The 17,608-nt window shown below is 68.6% G+C and carries 15 protein-coding genes; 5 read left to right on the forward strand and 10 right to left on the reverse strand.

Translation table 11 applies throughout. The features are described from left to right. Nucleotides 1-60 precede the first annotated feature (60 nt). The 3 genes from AC1DKV_RS25795 to moaC all read right to left on the reverse strand — a co-directional run bounded on the left by AC1DKV_RS25795 (nucleotide 61) and on the right by moaC (nucleotide 2,835). Nucleotides 61-531, reverse strand: a complete 471-nt coding sequence (locus AC1DKV_RS25795) for a hypothetical protein (RefSeq protein WP_441621474.1) — start codon at nucleotides 529-531, stop codon at nucleotides 61-63. A gap of 406 nt (nucleotides 532-937) precedes the next feature. Beyond that, a complete protein-coding gene (gene hmpA, locus AC1DKV_RS25800) occupies nucleotides 938-2,149 on the reverse strand; it encodes an NO-inducible flavohemoprotein (protein WP_441621475.1) in 1,212 nt (403 codons plus the stop codon). Between the two features lie 206 nt (nucleotides 2,150-2,355). Continuing rightward, entirely contained in the window at nucleotides 2,356-2,835 is a 480-nt protein-coding gene (gene moaC / locus AC1DKV_RS25805) for a cyclic pyranopterin monophosphate synthase MoaC (RefSeq protein ID WP_441621477.1), read from the reverse strand. 265 nt (nucleotides 2,836-3,100) lie between these two features. Between moaC and AC1DKV_RS25810 the strand changes: the two genes are divergently transcribed. After that, the gene (locus AC1DKV_RS25810; protein WP_441621479.1) at nucleotides 3,101-4,780 is read left to right on the forward strand and encodes a M48 family metallopeptidase; all 1,680 of its coding nucleotides are present in this window, start codon (nucleotides 3,101-3,103) and stop codon (nucleotides 4,778-4,780) included. Between the two features lie 17 nt (nucleotides 4,781-4,797). Here the strand turns inward: AC1DKV_RS25810 and AC1DKV_RS25815 are convergent, their stop codons facing one another. From AC1DKV_RS25815 to AC1DKV_RS25840, 6 genes are all read right to left on the reverse strand, one after another. Further along, nucleotides 4,798-5,391, reverse strand: coding sequence for a DUF2946 family protein (locus AC1DKV_RS25815; RefSeq protein ID WP_441621481.1), 594 nt, complete (start codon nucleotides 5,389-5,391; stop codon nucleotides 4,798-4,800). A 98-nt stretch (nucleotides 5,392-5,489) separates the two neighbouring features. Then, on the reverse strand, nucleotides 5,490-6,500 hold the full coding sequence (locus AC1DKV_RS25820; RefSeq protein ID WP_441621483.1) for a YheT family hydrolase: 1,011 nt from the start codon (nucleotides 6,498-6,500) through the stop codon (nucleotides 5,490-5,492). A 38-nt stretch (nucleotides 6,501-6,538) separates the two neighbouring features. Next, nucleotides 6,539-6,979: a YybH family protein gene (locus AC1DKV_RS25825; protein ID WP_441621485.1), complete on the reverse strand. Its 441-nt coding sequence runs from the start codon at nucleotides 6,977-6,979 to the stop codon at nucleotides 6,539-6,541. Nucleotides 6,980-7,041: 62 nt separating this feature from the next. Further along, complete coding sequence (waaF, locus tag AC1DKV_RS25830) at nucleotides 7,042-8,064, reverse strand: lipopolysaccharide heptosyltransferase II (RefSeq protein WP_441621487.1); 1,023 nt, start codon at nucleotides 8,062-8,064, stop codon at nucleotides 7,042-7,044. A gap of 148 nt (nucleotides 8,065-8,212) precedes the next feature. Beyond that, on the reverse strand, nucleotides 8,213-8,407 hold the full coding sequence (locus tag AC1DKV_RS25835) for a zinc-finger domain-containing protein (RefSeq protein WP_017228539.1): 195 nt from the start codon (nucleotides 8,405-8,407) through the stop codon (nucleotides 8,213-8,215). Between the two features lie 157 nt (nucleotides 8,408-8,564). After that, on the reverse strand, nucleotides 8,565-9,485 hold the full coding sequence (locus AC1DKV_RS25840; protein ID WP_441621489.1) for a branched-chain amino acid transaminase: 921 nt from the start codon (nucleotides 9,483-9,485) through the stop codon (nucleotides 8,565-8,567). A 1,079-nt stretch (nucleotides 9,486-10,564) separates the two neighbouring features. Between AC1DKV_RS25840 and AC1DKV_RS25845 the strand changes: the two genes are divergently transcribed. From AC1DKV_RS25845 to AC1DKV_RS25860, 4 genes are all read left to right on the forward strand, one after another. After that, a complete protein-coding gene (locus AC1DKV_RS25845; protein WP_477115931.1) occupies nucleotides 10,565-13,483 on the forward strand; it encodes a DEAD/DEAH box helicase in 2,919 nt (972 codons plus the stop codon). Between the two features lie 183 nt (nucleotides 13,484-13,666). Then, nucleotides 13,667-14,689, forward strand: a complete 1,023-nt coding sequence (locus AC1DKV_RS25850; RefSeq protein WP_441621491.1) for a Bug family tripartite tricarboxylate transporter substrate binding protein — start codon at nucleotides 13,667-13,669, stop codon at nucleotides 14,687-14,689. 257 nt (nucleotides 14,690-14,946) lie between these two features. Continuing rightward, nucleotides 14,947-15,807, forward strand: a complete 861-nt coding sequence (locus AC1DKV_RS25855; protein WP_441621493.1) for an AzlC family ABC transporter permease — start codon at nucleotides 14,947-14,949, stop codon at nucleotides 15,805-15,807. After that, nucleotides 15,804-16,127 (forward strand): AzlD domain-containing protein, encoded by a 324-nt coding sequence (locus AC1DKV_RS25860; protein ID WP_441621495.1) that lies wholly within the window; start codon nucleotides 15,804-15,806, stop codon nucleotides 16,125-16,127. Before AC1DKV_RS25855 ends, AC1DKV_RS25860 begins: the two co-directional genes overlap by 4 nt. Before the next feature lie 17 nt (nucleotides 16,128-16,144). Here the strand turns inward: AC1DKV_RS25860 and AC1DKV_RS25865 are convergent, their stop codons facing one another. Continuing rightward, nucleotides 16,145-17,269 (reverse strand): helix-turn-helix transcriptional regulator, encoded by a 1,125-nt coding sequence (locus AC1DKV_RS25865; protein WP_441621497.1) that lies wholly within the window; start codon nucleotides 17,267-17,269, stop codon nucleotides 16,145-16,147. Nucleotides 17,270-17,608: the final 339 nt, after the last annotated feature.

Raw genomic sequence — 17,608 nt, forward strand, 5'->3', positions numbered from 1 at the left:
CGTCGCACGCGGCCGCAAGGCGATGCCGCGAGCGCACGGGTACGCGTTCTCTGCGCGCGCTCAGGCCGGTGGCTGGGCCGGTACCTTCTCCCACCCGCCCGGGCAGGCCTTGATATACGGGTAATAGCCATCCGGCCGGCCGCAGTGATACCAGAACGCCTGCGCGGGAGCGGGCGCCGCGGCTGCCGGGCCGCCCATGTCGACCGGGCCATCCTGGCCCTGCTCGATATATTGCGGCGGCCCCGACGGTGCCGCGACTACGGGCGGATAGTAGTAGCCGGGCGCGTAGTACGGATAGGGGTAGCCCCAGCCATAACCATAGCCATAGCCGAAACCGGGACCGATCACGACGCCCACGCTGCCGTGCCATCCGCCATGCCATCCGCCGCCATGCCATCCACCGCCGCCGTGCCATCCACCGCCGCCGTGCCCGCCGCCGCCATGGCCGCCACCCCCTCCCGCCAGGGCGGTCCCGCTGACCGCCAGCGCTGCCACCACCAGCAGAAGCTGGCCAAACCTACGCCCGTTCATGTTGCTCACCCATGGATGATCGCGGGACGACACCCCGCCGGCGGCGCATTGGCGCCCCCTAAACTGCATTGAATACCAATTTGCCCCAGGCGGCGCGCGCCCCACGGCTGGCGAAATGCCGCGTTACGCTTGTTACAGCGGAATACGCATGGGCGCCAGATCATGTCGGTCGCGACACGAATCGCGGACGCTGGCGAGGGACGGCCTCGATACCCCGGCGGGCGGCGCGCTCCCGTGGCGCCCGCCGGGTGGGCTTGGGTTCCTGCCGCGCCCGGTCCGCCGAGTTGCCACCATGCTGATGGAACTTCACGCATTGCCGCGGGAATGTCCGACAGGCCACGGCGCTGCCGGACGGCACCGCGCAAATGGTTCCGGCCGGCTTCCTGCTACTTCCTCCTATTGCCTCCTATTCGGCGAACAGGTCTGGCCCAAACACTTCGTAGTGAATATGCGGCTCCTGGATTCCCAGCTCTTTCAGCGCGTCATGCTGCATGCGCATAAAGGGGATCGGCCCGCAGATGTAATAGTCGGCATCGGGCAGCAGGATCGCATCCTTGATCGCCTTGACATCGACAAGCCCTGCGTAATCGTAGTCCCGGCCAGCAACATCCTGCGGCAGCGGGTCGTCGTAGAACACGATCACATCGAGATTGGCATACGTCTTGGCGGTTTCACGCAGCCGGTCACGCATGGCGTGTACCCCGCTGTTGCGCGCGCCATGCACGAATACCACTTGCCGCTGCGGGTCTTGTATTGCCCTTTTGAGCATGCTGATCATGGGCGTCAGCCCCACGCCACCGCTGATCAGGACGATCGGGGTCCTGGCATCGACATCGATATGGAAGGTGCCATACGGCGCTGCCAGCTGAACCTCGTCTCCAACCTTGACATGATCATGCAAGAGGCACGACACATGCCCCGGAGGGTTCGTACCGCCGCCTTCACGCTTCACCGAGATTCGATAGCTGCGCCCGTTTGGCATATCCGACAGACTGTACTGGCGAATCTGCCGCACACCGAGCGCAGGCACGTCGACTGCGATGCTGATGTATTGACCGGGTTCGAAGTTCAACACGGGGCCGCCATCCTTGGGCTCGAGGATGAACGACGTGATCACGCTGCTTTCGGGCCGCTTCTCGCGAACGACAAAGGTACGCCCGCCGGTCCAGCCCCCGGGTTCCTCCGCGGACCGCTCGTACAGCTCGCTTTCCATGCCCATCAGCACGTCTGCAAGGTTCCCGTAAGCCTGTGCCCATGCGGAGATAATCTCTTCCGTCGCGGCGCCGCCTAGTACCTCCTTGATGGCCGCCAGCAGATGCTCCCCGACAATCGGATACTGCTCAGGCCTGACGCCCAGGCTCGCATGCTTGTTGGCAATGTTTTTCAGCACTGCCGCCAGGCTGCTCGGATCCTCGATATTCTCGGCATACGCGTAGACCGCGCGCGCGAGTGCTTCCTGCTGCTGCCCCTGCTCCTGATGCGCCATGTTGAACACATTCTTCAGCTCGGGATGCGCGCCGAGCATGCGTTCATAGAAGCGCTTTACGATGGCGGAGCCATGTTCGGCCAGCACCGGCGCAGTTGCCTTCACGATGTCTTTTGTCTTCTGCGTCAACATAGCCGGTCTCCTTTGGGCGCGGTGGTGGACTCGTCAGCTGGATCAAGTCTAGACGGCGGCTTGCCTTGTGACTTCTGCTTTCGCGATTCGACGGTTCGCCTAAGTGAGGAGTCAACGCGAGGAGCCAATGCGGGGAGTCGCCGTTCGATACGCAGGCAGAAACGCAAACACTTCGGATTCCCCCAAGGCCGAAGACCATTTTTAGATCACGGGGTTGCCACCCAGTCCCCCGACTTCCCCCCATGCTTCTCCAGCAACTTCACATCCCCCATCACCATCCCCCGGTCCACTGCCTTGCACATGTCGTAGATGGTCAGCAGCGCGACCTGGACGCCGGTCAGCGCTTCCATTTCCACGCCGGTCTGGCCGTGGGTCTCGGCGCGCACGGTGCAGCGCACGGTGGCGGCGGCCTGGTCCAGCGCAAAGTCCACCGCAACCTTGGTGAGCGCCAGCGGATGGCACAGGGGGATCAGGTCGGAGGTGCGCTTGGTGGCCATGATGGCGGCCACGCGCGCAATGCCCAGCACGTCGCCCTTCTTGGCGGTGCCGTCGCGCACCAACGCGAAGGTTGCCGGCAGCATGGTGATGGCGCCAGTGGCGATGGCCACGCGGTGGCTGTGCGCCTTGGTGCCGACGTCGACCATATGGGCTTGTCCGGCGGAATCGAAATGGGTGAGCTGGCTCATGGCGTGGACGGGAATCGAGGGGAGTTGCGGAAAAAACGGCACGGCACGGATGCTTCGCCGCGCCCGCGGGCTCAACGTCTGGCAGGGCCCGGGCCAAGCCCGGGGATGCCCGATGGGAATGGCTTCCAGAGGCCGCTATCATAGCAAGATGCGCAAGAATTCAACGCTCCGCGGAGCGCTCTCCTCGCCCGCCCGACAGGCAAGCCCGGACTCGCCCGAGGCTCGCATGCGGCATGGCGGACCCGCCGCTTTCCTGGTCCCTCCGATGCTCGTGCGCCGCTCGCTTGCGGCGCTGCTGGCGCTGACCATGGCACTGCCCGCCTGGCCGCAGCAGCGCCAGTTGCTGAACGATCCCGCGCGCACCGCCGCGGATGCCGCGGGCGGCGCAGACGGCAGCGACCAGGTCTACGACAACCTGAACCGCAGCGTGAAGGCGGGCCAGAAATCCGAGTTCGGGTTGCGTACCAATAACACGGTGGTGGAAACCAGTGGCGTGCAGTTGCCGGATCTTGGCGATCCCTCCACCGCCTCGCTCACGCCCGACATGGAACGGCGCCTGGGCGAGCGCATCATGCGCGACATCCGGCGCGATCCGGACTATGTGGTGGACCCGCTGCTGGCCGACTACCTGAACGCGCTCGGCTACCGGCTGGTGCAGGCGGCGCGCCGGCAGAACATCTCGGGCTCGACGGGGTCGGGCACCTTTGCCACCGGCTTCGAGCTGTTCGCGGTGCGTGACCGCAGCATCAACGCCTTCGCGCTGCCGGGCGGGTATATCGGCGTGCATTCCGGCCTGCTGGTGCAGTCGGACACGGAGTCGGAACTGGCCTCGGTGCTCGGCCACGAAATCGGCCACGTGATGCAGCGCCATATCGCGCGCGGCATCACCTCGCAGGACCAGTCGATGTGGATCGCGCTGGCATCGATGGTGCTGGCGGGCCTGGCCGCCACCAAGAGCGGCGACGCGGCGTCGGCGCTGGCAGTGGGCGGGCAGGCCGCGGCGGTGGCCAACCAGCTGTCGTTCTCGCGCGGCGCCGAGCGCGAGGCCGACCGCGTCGGCTTCCAGATCATGACCGCGGCCGGCTTCGATCCGCAGGGCATGCCGGACTTCTTCAAGCGCCTGCAGCGGGTGATGGGCATCTCGGAAAGCTCGGTGCCTGCCTATGTGCGTACCCACCCGCTGACCTCGGAGCGTATCGCCGACATGCAGGACCGCGTCAGCCATGTGGCGGTGCGCCGCGTCGCCAGCACGCCAGAATACGAATTCGCGCGCATGCGCGCCCGCATCATCCAGGAAACCACGCCGAGCGACGTGCAGAACGCCCGCACCGCGCTGCAAGCGCAGCTGGCCGGGGCCTCGCCGGCGCGCACGCCGGCGCTGTACTACGGCATCGCCTTCGCCGAGCAGCGCCTGGGCCGCCTTGCCGCGGCCGAGCAGTCGCTGGCCGAAGCGCGCCGGCTCTACGGCAATATCCCCGGCGCGACCTCGGGCAGCCCCATGCTCGACGTGATGGCGATCGAACTGGCGCGCGGCCAGGGCCGGCCCCAGGAAGCGCTGAACCAGGCGGTGGCGTCGATGAAGGCCTTCCCGCTATCGCACGCGGTGGCGGTGAGCTACGCGGCGACCCTGCTGGGCGCGGGGCGCCTGGACCAGGCGGTGGCCTTCCTGCGCGAACGCACGCGCGAGGATCTCTCGCGCTCGGAATGGTGGGACATGCTGGCGCGGGCCTATGCGGCCCAGGGCCGGCGCGTGCAGCAGCACCAGGCGCTGGCCGAGAAGTACGCGGTCGACGGCGCCTACCAGGCCGCCATCGAACAATTGCAGATCGCGCGCAAGGCCGGCGACGGGGATTTCTACACGCTGTCGGAGGTCGATGCGCGCCTGCACCAGCTCGAACGCCAGTATCGCGAGGAAAAGCAGGACAACAAGGGCATGCCGAACTAGCGGCCCGCGCCCCTGGCTCAGGCTGCGTTTTCGCCTGCGGGCGGCGCGGGCTGCCGCACGAAACCGTAGCGCGACGGCACTTCGTCCTCGATGATCGGCTCGATCGGCACATCGGTGCCGTGGAAATGGGACACGCCGAGATTGCCGCCGCACGCCTCGCCATGCCAGGTGCAGGCGCTGCTAAACGCGTCGAGATCATGGTCGTGCAACAACGCGGCGGTGACGCCGCCACCTGCTTGCCCGTCGATCTCGCCTGCCAGGACCACGTTGCCGTGTTCGTCCGCATGGCAGCCGCGCAGGGTGAAGGCGCGCCCCGTGGTGGTGTGCAGCCGTCCTTCGTGCAGCCGCACGATCCATGGCGCGTAGGCCAGCGCAACGAATACGCGCTGCGGTCCGTTCTGGAAATGCCAGGCGCCGCGCTCGTCGTGCTGGTAGTTGCGCTCGATAAAGGCCACCAGCGCCGGGTGCCGGATCGGGTCGCCCGACAGGCCGTTCTGCTGGGCATACTCATTGCGCATGCGCCATTGCCCGCGCCGGTCCAGCGCCAGCCAGCCGTAGCAGTTAGGTACGTTGGGCCAGCGGGCCATGGCTTGCTTGACTGTCTCGTCCATTGTTGCTGTCTCCTGTGCGGGAAGCCCTGGAGCAGGCCTTCCCGCCGGTGAATCTCGCCGCGCCCGGCGCCGCCGCTAGCGCCGCTAGCGCCGATAGCCTATGCGACCGAGTCGAAATACTGCAGGATGCGCGCCGGCAGCCACTCGATATGGCCGGCATACGGCAGCACGGGCAACGCCCGCAGCAGATCTTCGCGCGGCGTCATGAAACCGACGTGACCGCCGTGTTCCGGCTGCTCCAGCCGGACTTGCGGGCTGACCTGGGCGGGGCCGGGCAGGTGGCGCGCCGGCAGGAAGGGATCGTTGCGCGCATTGAGCACCAGGGTCGGCACGGCGATGGCGCCGAGCACTGGCTTGCTGGAAGCGCGCTTCCAGTAATCGTCGGTATCGCGAAAGCCATGCAGCGGGGCCGTCACGATATTGTCGAAGGCGTACAGGTCGCGGCTGGCAAGCATGGCGGTGCGGTCGAACAGGCCGGGATACTGGCGCAGCTTCTCCTGCGACTTGCGCTTGAGCGTCTGCAGGAACATGCGCGTATAGAGCATGTTGAACCCCTGCGAGAGCGCCGCGCCGCCGCCGGCCAGGTCCAGCGGCGCCGAGACCGATGCCGCCGCGCTGACGAAGCGCGCACCGCCCCCTTCCTCGCCCAGGTAGCGCAGCAGCGCGTTGCCGCCCAGCGAGATGCCCACTACCAGCAGCTTGCGCCCGTGCGCGCAGTACTCCCGGTGCAGCCGCTCCAGGATCCAGCGGATCTCCTGCGCGTCACCGGAGTGGTAGAAGCGCGGCGCCAGGTTCAGCTCGCCAGAGCAGCCGCGGAAATGCGGGACCACGCCCTGCCAGCCGCGCGCGGCCAGCGCATGCATCATGGTCTGCGCGTAGTGGCTCTCCGAGTTGCCTTCCAGGCCGTGGAACATGACCAGCAGCGGCGTATCCGGCGTGACCGCGTGGGTGGTCCAGTCGAGGTCGATGAAGTCGCTGTCGGGCGCCGTCCAGCGTTCGCGCCTGAAGGCCGTGCGCGGGCGCCGGGTAAAGCGCGCGGGGATGATGGTCTGGGTGTGGCCGCCGGACAGCCACCAGGGCATGCGGCGACCGCTGCCGAATGCGGTCATGCTGCGTTGGGTATCTCGTGCGCCAGTCCGGCAATCCACTAATGCAGAGCCTGGCCCGGCGCCGTGCTGACGGCGGCGACCTGGGCGGCGTTGGCCGGGCTGCAGTGGATATGCGCGAGGCGCCAGCCCTCGTGGTTCTGCATCAGCACGTAGGTGGTGTGCACGTAGAGGTCCGCCTCGACGCGGTCGTCGCCGAAGCGCAGCGCCTCGGTCACGTCGAAGATGGCCACGCCGAGCGAGGCATGGCTGCTGGTCTCGATCACGTCGATCAGCACCGGCTGCAGCTCGAGCAGCTGGGCGAAGGCCTGGCGCAACTGCTCGTGGCCGATCAGGCGCTGGCCGTCCGGCATCACGCAGGTGACCGAGTCCTCATCCAGCCACAGGCGCAGCGAGCCATCCGCATCGCGCAGTTTCATGGCTTCGCGAAAGGCTTCGACAATGTCTTCGGCGGAATCGAACAGGCGGGCAAAACGAGGCATGGTGACTGGACTCAGGATTCGTTGGCCGGATTGACACGAACTGCGGGCCGGCGCTTGGTGCGTCAGGCGCGGTGCAGGAGCTTGCGCAGCTCCACGAACACCATTTCGGGTTCGATATCTTTCAGGCAGCGCAGGTGACCCAGGGGGCACTCGCGTTTGAAGCACGGACTGCATTCGAGCTGCAGCCACATGATACTAGCAGCCTGCGACAGCGGGGGGGTATGGCGCGGGTCACTGGAGCCGAACACCGCCACCTGGGGCCGGTTCAGCGCCGCGGTGACGTGCATCAGGCCGGAATCGTTGCACACCGCGCCTTCGGAAAGCGCGAGCAGGTCCACGGCATCGTCCAGCGAGGTCTGGCCGCACAGGTTGCGCACGAAGGGCGCGCCCTTGACGATCTCGGCGGCGATCTCCGCGTCCTTGGGCGAGCCCAGCGTGATCATCTGCGCGTACGGGAACGAGCGCTTGAGCATCTGCGCCAGCTCCGCGAAATGCGCCGCCGGCCAGCGCTTGGCCGGGCCGAACTCCGCGCCCGGGCAGAAGGCGATCAGGCGCGTCTGCGGCGGGATGCCGAAACGCTCGGCGGTCTTGGCCATGCGCGCGGGATCGGTGCGCAGGCGCGGCTCGGGCAGGTGCTCGGGCAGGCGCGCGCCGGGCTTGAGCGCCAGCCGCGCATAGTGCTCGACCATTGGCGGGCGCTGGTCGCGCGGCGGGTTGGCGTGGCGGATATTGAGCATGCCGAAGCGCGCTTCGCCGCGGTAGCCGATGCGCAGCGGGATGCCGGCCAGCCAGGGGATCAATGCCGACTTGAGCGAGTTGGGCAGCACGTAGGCTGCGTCATAGCCTTCGTTCTTGAGCTGCTGCGCGAACATCAGCCGCGCCGACAGCTGCAGCTTGCCGTGCGCCAGTTCGCTGGGGAAAACCTGGTTGATCTCGGGCATGCGCGCCAGCACCGGCGCCACCCACTTGGGGGCGAGGGCGTCGATGAGCAGGCGCGGATGGCGCGCTTTCATGAGCGAGAAGAGCGGCTGCGCCATCAGGGCGTCGCCGATCCAGTTGGGGGCGATGACGAGGGCTTTTTTCATGGATGGAGCGCTGCCGGATAAAGGGGCGTGATACGGGTGGTGCGGACGGTGCGGGCCTTGCGTTCCACGCGCGCCGCGCACGCCGACGCTCCGGCGCGCCTGCTGGCGGGCCGAAGCGTCGAGTCGGCGCGGTCAGGCGTGGCGCGTGTCAGTGGTGACCCTTGATGACGGTGCCTGCCTTGAGCTTGTAGACGGTGCCGCAATACGGGCACTTCACTTCGCCGGTGTCCGTCACGTCGAGGAAGACGCGCGGATGGTAGTTCCACGCGGGCGTGTTGCCGGTGGGGCAGTGCAGCGGAAGGTCTTCTGCGCCGATTTCGATTACGGAGGCGGTTTGCGTCATGGTGTTGCGGGGATGGTTTTGGTCTTGTGTGGAACTGGAATCCGTTTCCCCGTCCGGTCCGTTGCGTGGACCGGACGGGAGCCCGGTGAACAGGTCAGCTTCGGTAATTCGGTGACTGGGTGATTCGACTCAGTGTTGCGCCTCGGCGTGGTCACGTTCAGACCAGCGTCAGCCAGTGCTTGTACTGCTCGCTGGTGCCGCCCACGGCGGCGAAGAACGCGTCCTGCACGCGCTTGGTCACCGGGCCGCGGCGGCCTTCGCCGATGAGGCGGTCGTCCAGCTCGCGGATCGGCGTGACCTCGGCGGCGGTGCCGGTGAAGAACGCTTCGTCGGCGCAGTAGACCTCGTCGCGCGTGATGCGCTTTTCGCGCACCGGGATGCCCAGGTCGCCGGCGATGGTGAGGATGGCGTCGCGCGTGATGCCGTCCAGGCAGGAAGCCAGGTCGGGGGTGTAGATCACGCCGTCGCGCACCACGAACACGTTCTCGCCGGAGCCTTCGCTGACGTAGCCTTCGGTGTCTAGCAGCAGCGCTTCGTCATAGCCGAGGCTGGTGGCTTCCTGGTTGGCCAGGATCGAGTTGATGTAGTAGCCGCTGGCCTTGGCCCTCACCATCGACACATTGACGTGGTGGCGGGTGAACGAAGACGTCTTGACGCGGATGCCGCGCTCCAGGCCTTCTTCGCCCAGGTATGCGCCCCACGGCCACGCGGCGATCGCCACGTGGATGGTGTTGCCCCTGGCCGAGACGCCCAGCTTTTCCGAGCCGATCCACACCAGCGGGCGGATATAGCAGGACTCGAGCTGGTTGGCCTTGACCACTTCGAGCTGCGCCGCTTCCAGCGTGGCCGCGTCGAAAGGCATCGCCATCTGGAAGATCTTGGCCGAGTTGAACAGGCGGCGGGTATGTTCCTTGAGACGGAAGATCGCGGTGCCGGCCGGCGTCTTGTAGGCGCGCACGCCCTCGAACACGCCCATGCCGTAGTGCAGGGTATGGGTGAGCACGTGGATCTTGGCGTCACGCCATTCGATCAACTTGCCGTCCATCCAGATTTTTCCGTCGCGATCCGCCATCGACATGGTTTGCTCCGTGTGCGCCGTCAGCCATGCAAAAGCGACATTGTAAACCCCGGGACCCCACGTGCCAACGCGGGCACGGGGCCGGCGGGGCTTAAAATCGTCACATTGTGTCCGCCGCCGCCCCGCCCGTGCCCCTGCCGCCTACGTCCCGCTTTGCCGACCTACGCACCAGCCCGCTTGCCGGCCAGCTGCGCGAGGCCCTCTTTTCCGGCGCGGCGCAGTCCGTGATCGAGCCGTTGCTGGCGCGGTTCGGCGACAGCGCCGGCCAGGCCGAAGCGCTGGTGGACGCCATGCTGGACGCCGGCGACGCGCAGTTGCTCGACCGCGTGGCGCCGGACTACCGCTGGCGCATCGTGTTGCATGCGCTGGCGTCCCTCCACCACGACTGGGACCCACGGATGCGGCCCTGCCTGGACTACGCGCTGTCCCGCGCACGCGCGGATGCGCCGGCGGTGCCGGCCCCTGTCCGCGGCGCGCTGGCCATGGGGCAACTCTACGCGGGCGATGTCACGGGGGCGCTGGCGCTGCTGCAGGCCGGCAACGCGGGCGGGGACGAGACGGCACGGCGCGCGCTTGCCCGCGTGCAGGAAGGCGACTGGCCCGCTGCCCAGGCCGGTTTCGAGGCTGCGCTCAAGCAGCTGCGGGCCGGATCCGGGGAACGCACGGGCCTGATGGATGCCACGCTGGCACCGTTCTACCCGCTGTCCCTGCTGGCGCAGCGCTCGCCCGCGCATCTCGAGCGGGCCCGCAAGTTCTGCCAGGCGGAATCGGGCGCGCGCGCGCCCACGGCGGCAGGGCGCTGGGGCTTGTGGGTGCACGCCCTGGACGCGCAGCGCGGCGACGCGCGGCTGGACGAAGCCGCCTTCGTCCTGCATCCGGACGTCCCGCCACTGGCGCAGTTCTGGCGCGTGCTGCTGCGCGCCTGGCTGGGCGATGGGGTGCCGGCCAGCGGGCGCCGCCAGCCCGAAGCCGCCCGCGCCGAGGCCATCGCAGGCCTGCGGGGCCGCCTGCAGGCCTGTGGCCTGCATTGGCTGGATGGGCAACTGGAGGGCGCGGTGGCACTGGCGGCCGGCGAACCCGTGCCTGAGCACTTCTTCGCCGGCCAGCGACGCGAAAGCTGGCGGCTGGCGCTCGACGCGCTGCAGGCGCTGGCCGGCGACACGCGCGCGCCCGACGGCGCCAGCGCCAGCCGGCTGCTGTGGGCGGTCACGCTGGACGCCGACGGCGCCGTCGGCGCGATCGAGCCGCTCGAGCAGCTGCGCGGGCCGCGCGGCTGGAACAAGCCGCGCCCGCTGCCGCTGGCCAAGCTGGCGGAAGACGACCGGCTCGAACCGTGGGACGCCCGCGTGGCGCGCGCGATCCGGCGCGACCAGTCCTACCGCCGCCGCCATGTGCTCGACCGCGCCGCCGCCATGCTGGCCCTGGTCGGCCATCCGGGCGTGGTGCTGGCGCAGGCCCCCGAGCAGACGCTGGAAGTGGTGGAAGGCGCCCCCACGCTGGAGGTGGTGCGCGAAGGCGCGCGCTACGTGCTGCGCATCTCTCCGCCGTTGCGCGAGGCGCCGGCCATGGACAGCTTCCTGCCCGCCGGCAGCCGCGCCGATGCCCAAGCGCTGCGCCAGGTCACCGTGCTGCGCGAAGGCTCGCAGCGCCTGCGCGTGATCCGCCTGACGCCGGCGCAGCAAGGCGCGGCGCAGCTGATCGCCGGCGGACTGGCAGTGCCGGCCGAGGCGCAAGGCCAGCTCGATGCCACGCTGCGCGCGCTGTCGGGCCATTTCCAGGTGCATTCCGACCATGGCGGCGGCACGCGCGAGCTCGAGACCGAGAGCCGCCTGCGCGCCGAACTGGCGCCGCTGGGCGAAGGCCTGGCGCTGCGCCTGGCGGTGACGCCGCTCGGGCCGCTCGGCCCGCGGCTGGCGCCGGGCAGCGGACGCGAACGTCTCATGGCCGCGGTCCAGGGCGAGACGCTCGCCACCCAGCGCGACCTGGCCGCGGAGCTTGCCAACGTGGCCGAGGTGTTCGATGCGCTGCCGTTCCTGGTGCCGCGCGCGCCGGAGAGCGGCGAGTACGACTGGGCCCTGGCCGATCCCGAGGAGGCGTTGTCCGTGGTGGAGGCGCTGCCCGGCCTGGCCGGCGTGCTGGCCCTGGAGTGGCCCCGGGGCAAGGAGCTGAAGGTGGCCAGCGCGGACATCGCCCGGCTGGCGGTGCATATCGAAACCGAAAGCGAATGGTTCAAGCTGGTCGGCGAGCTCAAGGTGGCCGAGGGGCTGGTGGCGCAGCTGGGCGAACTGCTGGCCTGGGCCGGCAGCCACGCCGGGCGCTTCATGCCGATGGGGCAGGGGGTCTACGTGGCGCTCACGCGCAGCCTGCACGCCCGGCTGCGCGACCTCGCCAGCGTGGCGCACGGCGCGCCCGACGGCATCCGCGTGCCGCTCATGGCCGCGCCCTGGCTGGATGATGTGCTGGCCGGCGCCGGGGTCGACCCCGACAGCCATTTCCGCGAGCGCGTGCGGCGCCTGCGCGGCGCGCGCGCCAGCCGGGCCGCGCTGCCCGCCAACCTGGCGGCCGAGCTGCGGCCCTACCAGGAAGACGGCTATCGCTGGGCCATGTCGCTGGCCGAGGCTGGCTTCGGCGCCTGCCTGGCCGACGACATGGGCCTGGGCAAGACCCTGCAGGCGCTGGCGGTGATGCTGGCGCGCGCGCCCGGCGGCGCGGCGCTGGTGATCGCCCCGACCTCCGTGTGCGGCAACTGGGCCGAGGAGGCGCGCCGCTTCGCGCCGACGCTGCGCGTGCATATCTATGCCGAAGGCGAGCGCGCGGCGCTGCTCGGGCAGGCGGGCGCCTTCGATGTGGTGATCGTGTCCTACACCCTGCTGCTGCAGGCGCGCGAAGCGTTCTGCGAGCGCGAGTGGCACACGATCGTCGCCGACGAGGCGCAGTCCTTCAAGAACGCCGCCACCAAGCGCTCGCAGGCGATCTTCGAGCTCAAGGCCGGGTTCCGCATGGCGCTGTCCGGCACGCCGGTCGAGAACCGGCTGGCCGAGCTGTGGTCGATCATGCGGTTCTGCAACCCGGGGCTGCTCGGCTCGCTGGTCCGCTTCAACGAACACTTCGCCGTGCCCATCGAGCGCAACGGCGTGCGCGAAGCCGCCCAGCGCCTGCGCCGCATGATCGCGCCCTTCGTGCTGCGCCGGACCAAGGCCCAGGTGCTCGACGAACTGCCGCCGCGCACCGAGCTGGTCCTGCGCGTCGAGCCCGACGCGGTGGAAGCCGCGCACTACGAAGCGCTGCGCCGCCAGGCGCTGGCCGCAGCCGAGGCCGCCGTGGCCGCGCCGGCACGCCGGACCAGGCAAGGCCAGCCCGCCCCCGAGGCTCGCATCCACGTGCTGGCGCAGCTCATGCGGCTGCGCCGCGCGGCCTGCGACGCGCGCCTGGTCACGCCCGAGCTGGATCCCGGGCAGGAGGGCGCCAAGCTGCGCGCCTTCGTGCAGCTGGCCGGCGAGCTGGCCGCCAACGGCCACAAGACGCTGGTGTTCAGCCAGTTCGTCGATTTCCTGCAGGTGCTGCGCCGCGGCCTGGACCAGGCCGGGCTGGCCTGGCAATACCTCGACGGCGCGACCCCCGCGGCGGAGCGCACCCGGCGCGTGGCCGCCTTCCAGGCCGGCGAGGGCGATGTCTTCCTGATCAGCCTGAAAGCCGGCGGCTTCGGCCTCAACCTGACCGCGGCCGACTACGTGATCATCGCCGACCCGTGGTGGAACCCGGCCGCCGAAGACCAGGCCATGGGCCGCGCCCACCGCATCGGCCAGCAGCGCCCGGTCACGGTGTACCGCCTGATCAGCGCCGGCACCATCGAGGAGCGCATCCTCGCGCTGCATCACGGCAAGCGCGCGCTGGCCGACGGCATCCTGGAGGCGGGGGAAGACGGCGGGGCAGGCCTGGCCGGGACCGCGGCGCCGCTGCCCGACATCGACGAGCTGGTGGGGCTGCTGCGCAGCTAGCTGCCCGCGGGCGGCGCGCCATGTCTGCTTATACCAACATGGCATACCGTCAAGCGAACTGGATCGTTGGTGATGCGGCGGATCATTGGTATCTTGCTGGCTTGGCCCGGGGCGGCAGACCCCGGCCGGCACGCCCCATTTGCCGTAGCTCCACATTCATTTCCACTTCCGACGGTGCCCCCCATGTTCCGCATTGCTTCCCGCCGCATTTCCTTCCGTACCCGCCCTTCGCGCCTGGCCGCCGGCCTTGGCGCGCTGGCGGCGATCTGCGCGCTCTCGGCGCCGGCCCGCGCCCAGGACCCGGCATGGCCGGCCCAGCCCATCACCATCCTGATGGGCTTCACCGCGGGCTCGGGCGTGGACATGGTGGGCCGGACGCTGCAGGAATCGCTGCAGAAGTCGCTCAAGACCACCATCATCTACGACTACCGGCCCGGCGCCGGCGGCAACGTGGCCTCCGAAGTGGTGGCCCACGCCAAGCCCGACGGCTACACCCTGCTGCTCGGCACCGCTGCCACGCACGGCATCAACCCGGCCTTGTACAAGAGCCTGCCGTTCGACGCCGAAGCCGATTTCACGCCGGTGGCGCCGCTGGTCGAAGTGTCCAACGTGCTGACCGTGAATCCCGCCGTGCTCGACGTGAAGTCGGTCAAGGAGTTCATCGAGAAGGTCAAGGCCAGCCCGGGCAAGTACAACTACGCCTCCACCGGCAATGGCACCGGCACCCACCTGGCCTTCGCCGAATTCAACGCGCGCGCCGGCCTGGACATGGTCCACGTGCCATACAAGGGCGGCCCCGACGCGCTGCAGGCCGTGCTCAAGGGCGAAGTCTGCTGCATCTTCAACCAGGTGCAGAGCGTGCTGCCGCAGTACCGTGCCGGCAAGGTGCGCTTGCTGGGTGTGACCACCAAGAGCCGCGTGGCGGTGATCCCCGAAGTGCCGACCATCGGCGAGAGCGGCCTGCCGGGCTTCAACAGCACGATCTGGTTCGGCTTCTTCGGGCCCAAGGGGCTGGATCCGAATATCAGCAAGAAGCTCAACGACGCGGTCAAGGTGGCGCTGGAAACGCCCGCCATCCGGCAGAAGCTGATCGAAGCGGGGAATTCGCCGCGCGTCGAGACGGTCGACCAGTTCCGCAACACGGTGAAGGCGGACCGGCAGAAGTGGGCGGGGGTAGTGAAGAGCGTGGGGGCTTCGATTGACTGATTGATCCGCTGATCCGCTGATCCGTTGATTGCTTGAGGTTGTGCTGGCGTTGGCGTTGGCGAGCGCTCTCGCGCTTTGAAGACGAGACCAGCCAAGACCGGGAGATCTGGTTCCCGGCACGCAAAATTCGAGTTAAGCGGATGCTTACGATGGCGCGGGCAGGGCCTATAATGGCCGCTTGCCCGCGCGCCGGGAGTGCCAGCATCTGTGCTGGCTTCGTTTTTCCCCGGTGCCGCCCCATCCCGATCCCTTGAGTCATGACTTTCCAGTCCCCCCAGGCCCTGCAGCGCGCCTGGCAGCGTTTTGATCCGGCCGAACGCTCGGGTTTTATCGAAGGTGCGCGCTATTTCGCGCCGTCGCTGCCGGCGGTGTTTTCCTGGGGGCTGGTGACCGGCGTGGCCATGAGCAAGTCGGTCATGAACGTGCCTGAGGCCATCGGCATGTCGCTGCTGGTCTACGCGGGTTCGGCGCAACTGGCCGTGCTGCCGCTGTTTGCGGCGGGTTTGCCGCTGTGGACGATCTGGCTCACCGCGGCCATCGTCAACCTGCGCTTCGTGATCTTCAGCGCGGGGCTGCAGCCGCATTTCAGCTACCTGCCGCTGTGGCGCCGCACCGTGCTGGGTTCGTTCAACGGCGACCTGCACTTCGTCTATTTCATGCAGCGCTATGCCACGCCGGACCGCGAGCCCGGCAAGGAAGGCTACTTCTGGGGCATGGCGCTGACCAATTTCGCCATGTGGCAGGTGTCGTCCATCATCGGCATCGTGCTGGCGAGCGCCTTTCCGGATAGCTGGGGCCTGGGGCTGGCCGGCACCATGGCGCTGATTCCGGTGATGGTGACCACCATCCGTTCGCGCTCGACATTGCTGGCGGTCGCGGTGGCGGCCACGCTGGCGCTGCTGTGCTTCGATCTGCCGTACCGGCTTGGCCTGGTGGCGGCGGTGGTGGGCGCGATCGCCGCGGGCATGGCCAGCGATGAGCTGGCGGCGCGCGCCACCCTGCGCGGTATCCGCCGCCGCAAGGCGGAGCATGCGATCGCGTCCGCGCAGTCGTCGGCGCAATCGTCGGCGCAGTCGTCCGCACAATCGTCGGCGCCATCGCGGGAGGACCGCGCATGAGCCATCTCGAGATCTGGATCGCACTGTTCGGCATGGCGGTGGTGACCATCGTCACGCGCGCCCTGTTCCTGATGGCGGGCGAGCACGTGAGCGTGCCCGACCGCATCCAGCGCGCGCTGCGCTATGCGCCGGCGGCCGCGCTGGCCGCGATCATCCTGCCGGACCTGATGACCTGGCAAGGGCACTTCTCGGCGGCGCCGACCAACTACAAGCTGGTGGCCGGCGCCGTGGCGCTGTTGTTCTACCTGCTGACGCGGCGCATGGTCGGCATGATCGTGGCGGGCATGGCGGTGTACACCGGGCTGCGCTTGTTCGCGTAGGCCTTGCCTGCGGCGCGTCAGGCCGGGGTGTCGCCTTCGCTGGCCGGGGCCAGCGCCGCGCCCAGCTGGGTCAGCAGCCGAGCCAGCCGCGCCTGCGTGCTGGTGCCGGTCTTCAGGAATATCGCCTTGAGCTGGCTGCGGGCGGTTTCATGCCGCACGCGCAGGCGCTCGCTGGCTTCGGGCAGTCCCATGCCGGTGGCCAGCAGGCTCGCCAGCCGGATCTCGGCCGGCGTCAGGGCGTAGATGTCGCGCAGCAGCAGCGGCAGGTGCTGCGCCGACGGTGCCTCTTCGTGGATCACCACCAGCGCGGCCGGCTTTTGCCACGGCAGCGCGAACAAGTGCGAAGGCGGCAGCGGCAGCACGACCACCTGCGCCGTGTTGCCGTCGGCGTGGCGCGCCTGCGCGGCCTGGGCCGGCAGCAGGCTGCCGGGCTCGCAGGCGGCGGCCACCATGTCGGCCAGCGCACGCGAGAGCTGCCAATCGCTGGTCTTGCCGGCGGGGTCCAGGCGCCGCACCCAGCGCTCGCCGATGCCGTTGCTCAGGAGCACGCGGCGCTCGGGCGAGAACGCAATCACGCCGAACGACATCTGCTCCAGGACCTGCGCCGACAACTGCGCCTGCACCGACAGCCCGATGGTGCGGTCGCGCAGGGCCATGGCGCTGCGTATATGGGGCAGGGCCCAGTCAAGCGCGCGCGTGTCGGCCTCGGTGAACACACCTTGCGAGAACGAGCGCTGCAGGGCGAAATACACTTCGTAGTGCGGTTGCCGCTCGACCAGGCAGGCAGCGTACGAGCACAGGTCGAACCGGTGGAAGAAATCGCGGTAGAACGGGCTGCGCCGCATCGAGCCTTCGCCGAAATCGCGCGCGTCGATATACCACTGGCCGGGCGACAGCTTGTGCGCGAACAGCTTGCCTGGATCGATCTCGTGGAACTCGTTCTCGTAGGCGGCGAACAGTTCCTGTACCGGGCGCACCATCTCGTTGACCGTCATCAGGTCACGATCGGTGTCGCGCACGATCATCGAAGCGTGCGCGCTGCCGGCCATGCTGCTCAGCGTGTGCAGGCTGCGCTGCCAGGCCTGCGCGTCAAGAATCCCCTCGTACAAGCCACGGATCGCCCGGTGCATGTCCTCATTCATGATTACCCCTCGCTTCGCGACAACGGCGTATGCCGTGTGGCGCCGGCGCCCTTTCCCGAAAGTGCATCCCGGCACAGTGCCGTGGGTCCCGTCTGAATGCAGGCCTCTGGCTATGTTCGTGCAAGCATAACTTCTCTGCCCATTGCACGCTTTTGCGCAGAGTACGAGACAGGCGCGGATTGTTTCACCCCACTTAGCGGGGGTGCGTTGCAAGGAAGCGGCAGCTTTGGGGCCAAATGTGCCGGATGACTAACCCGGAGCATGGCGCGCAAGGTGGGCAAACGCGCAAATCGGCTGTTGCGATCAGGTAAAATGCCGAATTTCCCCGATTTCTGCTCT

The sequence above is a fragment of the Cupriavidus sp. 05T41 genome, from assembly GCF_056396525.1.

What these genes read in the sequence shown, in the direction of transcription:
- moaC (WP_441621477.1), bottom strand. Translation starts at nt 2,835, where the DNA reads ATGAGCCAGCTCACCCATTTCGATTCCGCCGGACAAGCCCATATGGTC.
- AC1DKV_RS25850 (WP_441621491.1), top strand. Translation starts at nt 13,667, where the DNA reads ATGTTCCGCATTGCTTCCCGCCGCATTTCCTTCCGTACCCGCCCTTCG.
- hmpA (WP_441621475.1), bottom strand. Translation starts at nt 2,149, where the DNA reads ATGTTGACGCAGAAGACAAAAGACATCGTGAAGGCAACTGCGCCGGTG.
- AC1DKV_RS25820 (WP_441621483.1), bottom strand. Translation starts at nt 6,500, where the DNA reads ATGACCGCATTCGGCAGCGGTCGCCGCATGCCCTGGTGGCTGTCCGGC.
- waaF (WP_441621487.1), bottom strand. Translation starts at nt 8,064, where the DNA reads ATGAAAAAAGCCCTCGTCATCGCCCCCAACTGGATCGGCGACGCCCTG.
- AC1DKV_RS25810 (WP_441621479.1), top strand. Translation starts at nt 3,101, where the DNA reads ATGCTCGTGCGCCGCTCGCTTGCGGCGCTGCTGGCGCTGACCATGGCA.
- AC1DKV_RS25855 (WP_441621493.1), top strand. Translation starts at nt 14,947, where the DNA reads ATGACTTTCCAGTCCCCCCAGGCCCTGCAGCGCGCCTGGCAGCGTTTT.
- AC1DKV_RS25795 (WP_441621474.1), bottom strand. Translation starts at nt 531, where the DNA reads ATGAACGGGCGTAGGTTTGGCCAGCTTCTGCTGGTGGTGGCAGCGCTG.
- AC1DKV_RS25825 (WP_441621485.1), bottom strand. Translation starts at nt 6,979, where the DNA reads ATGCCTCGTTTTGCCCGCCTGTTCGATTCCGCCGAAGACATTGTCGAA.
- AC1DKV_RS25840 (WP_441621489.1), bottom strand. Translation starts at nt 9,485, where the DNA reads ATGTCGATGGCGGATCGCGACGGAAAAATCTGGATGGACGGCAAGTTG.
- AC1DKV_RS25835 (WP_017228539.1), bottom strand. Translation starts at nt 8,407, where the DNA reads ATGACGCAAACCGCCTCCGTAATCGAAATCGGCGCAGAAGACCTTCCG.
- AC1DKV_RS25865 (WP_441621497.1), bottom strand. Translation starts at nt 17,269, where the DNA reads ATGAATGAGGACATGCACCGGGCGATCCGTGGCTTGTACGAGGGGATT.
- AC1DKV_RS25815 (WP_441621481.1), bottom strand. Translation starts at nt 5,391, where the DNA reads ATGGACGAGACAGTCAAGCAAGCCATGGCCCGCTGGCCCAACGTACCT.
- AC1DKV_RS25860 (WP_441621495.1), top strand. Translation starts at nt 15,804, where the DNA reads ATGAGCCATCTCGAGATCTGGATCGCACTGTTCGGCATGGCGGTGGTG.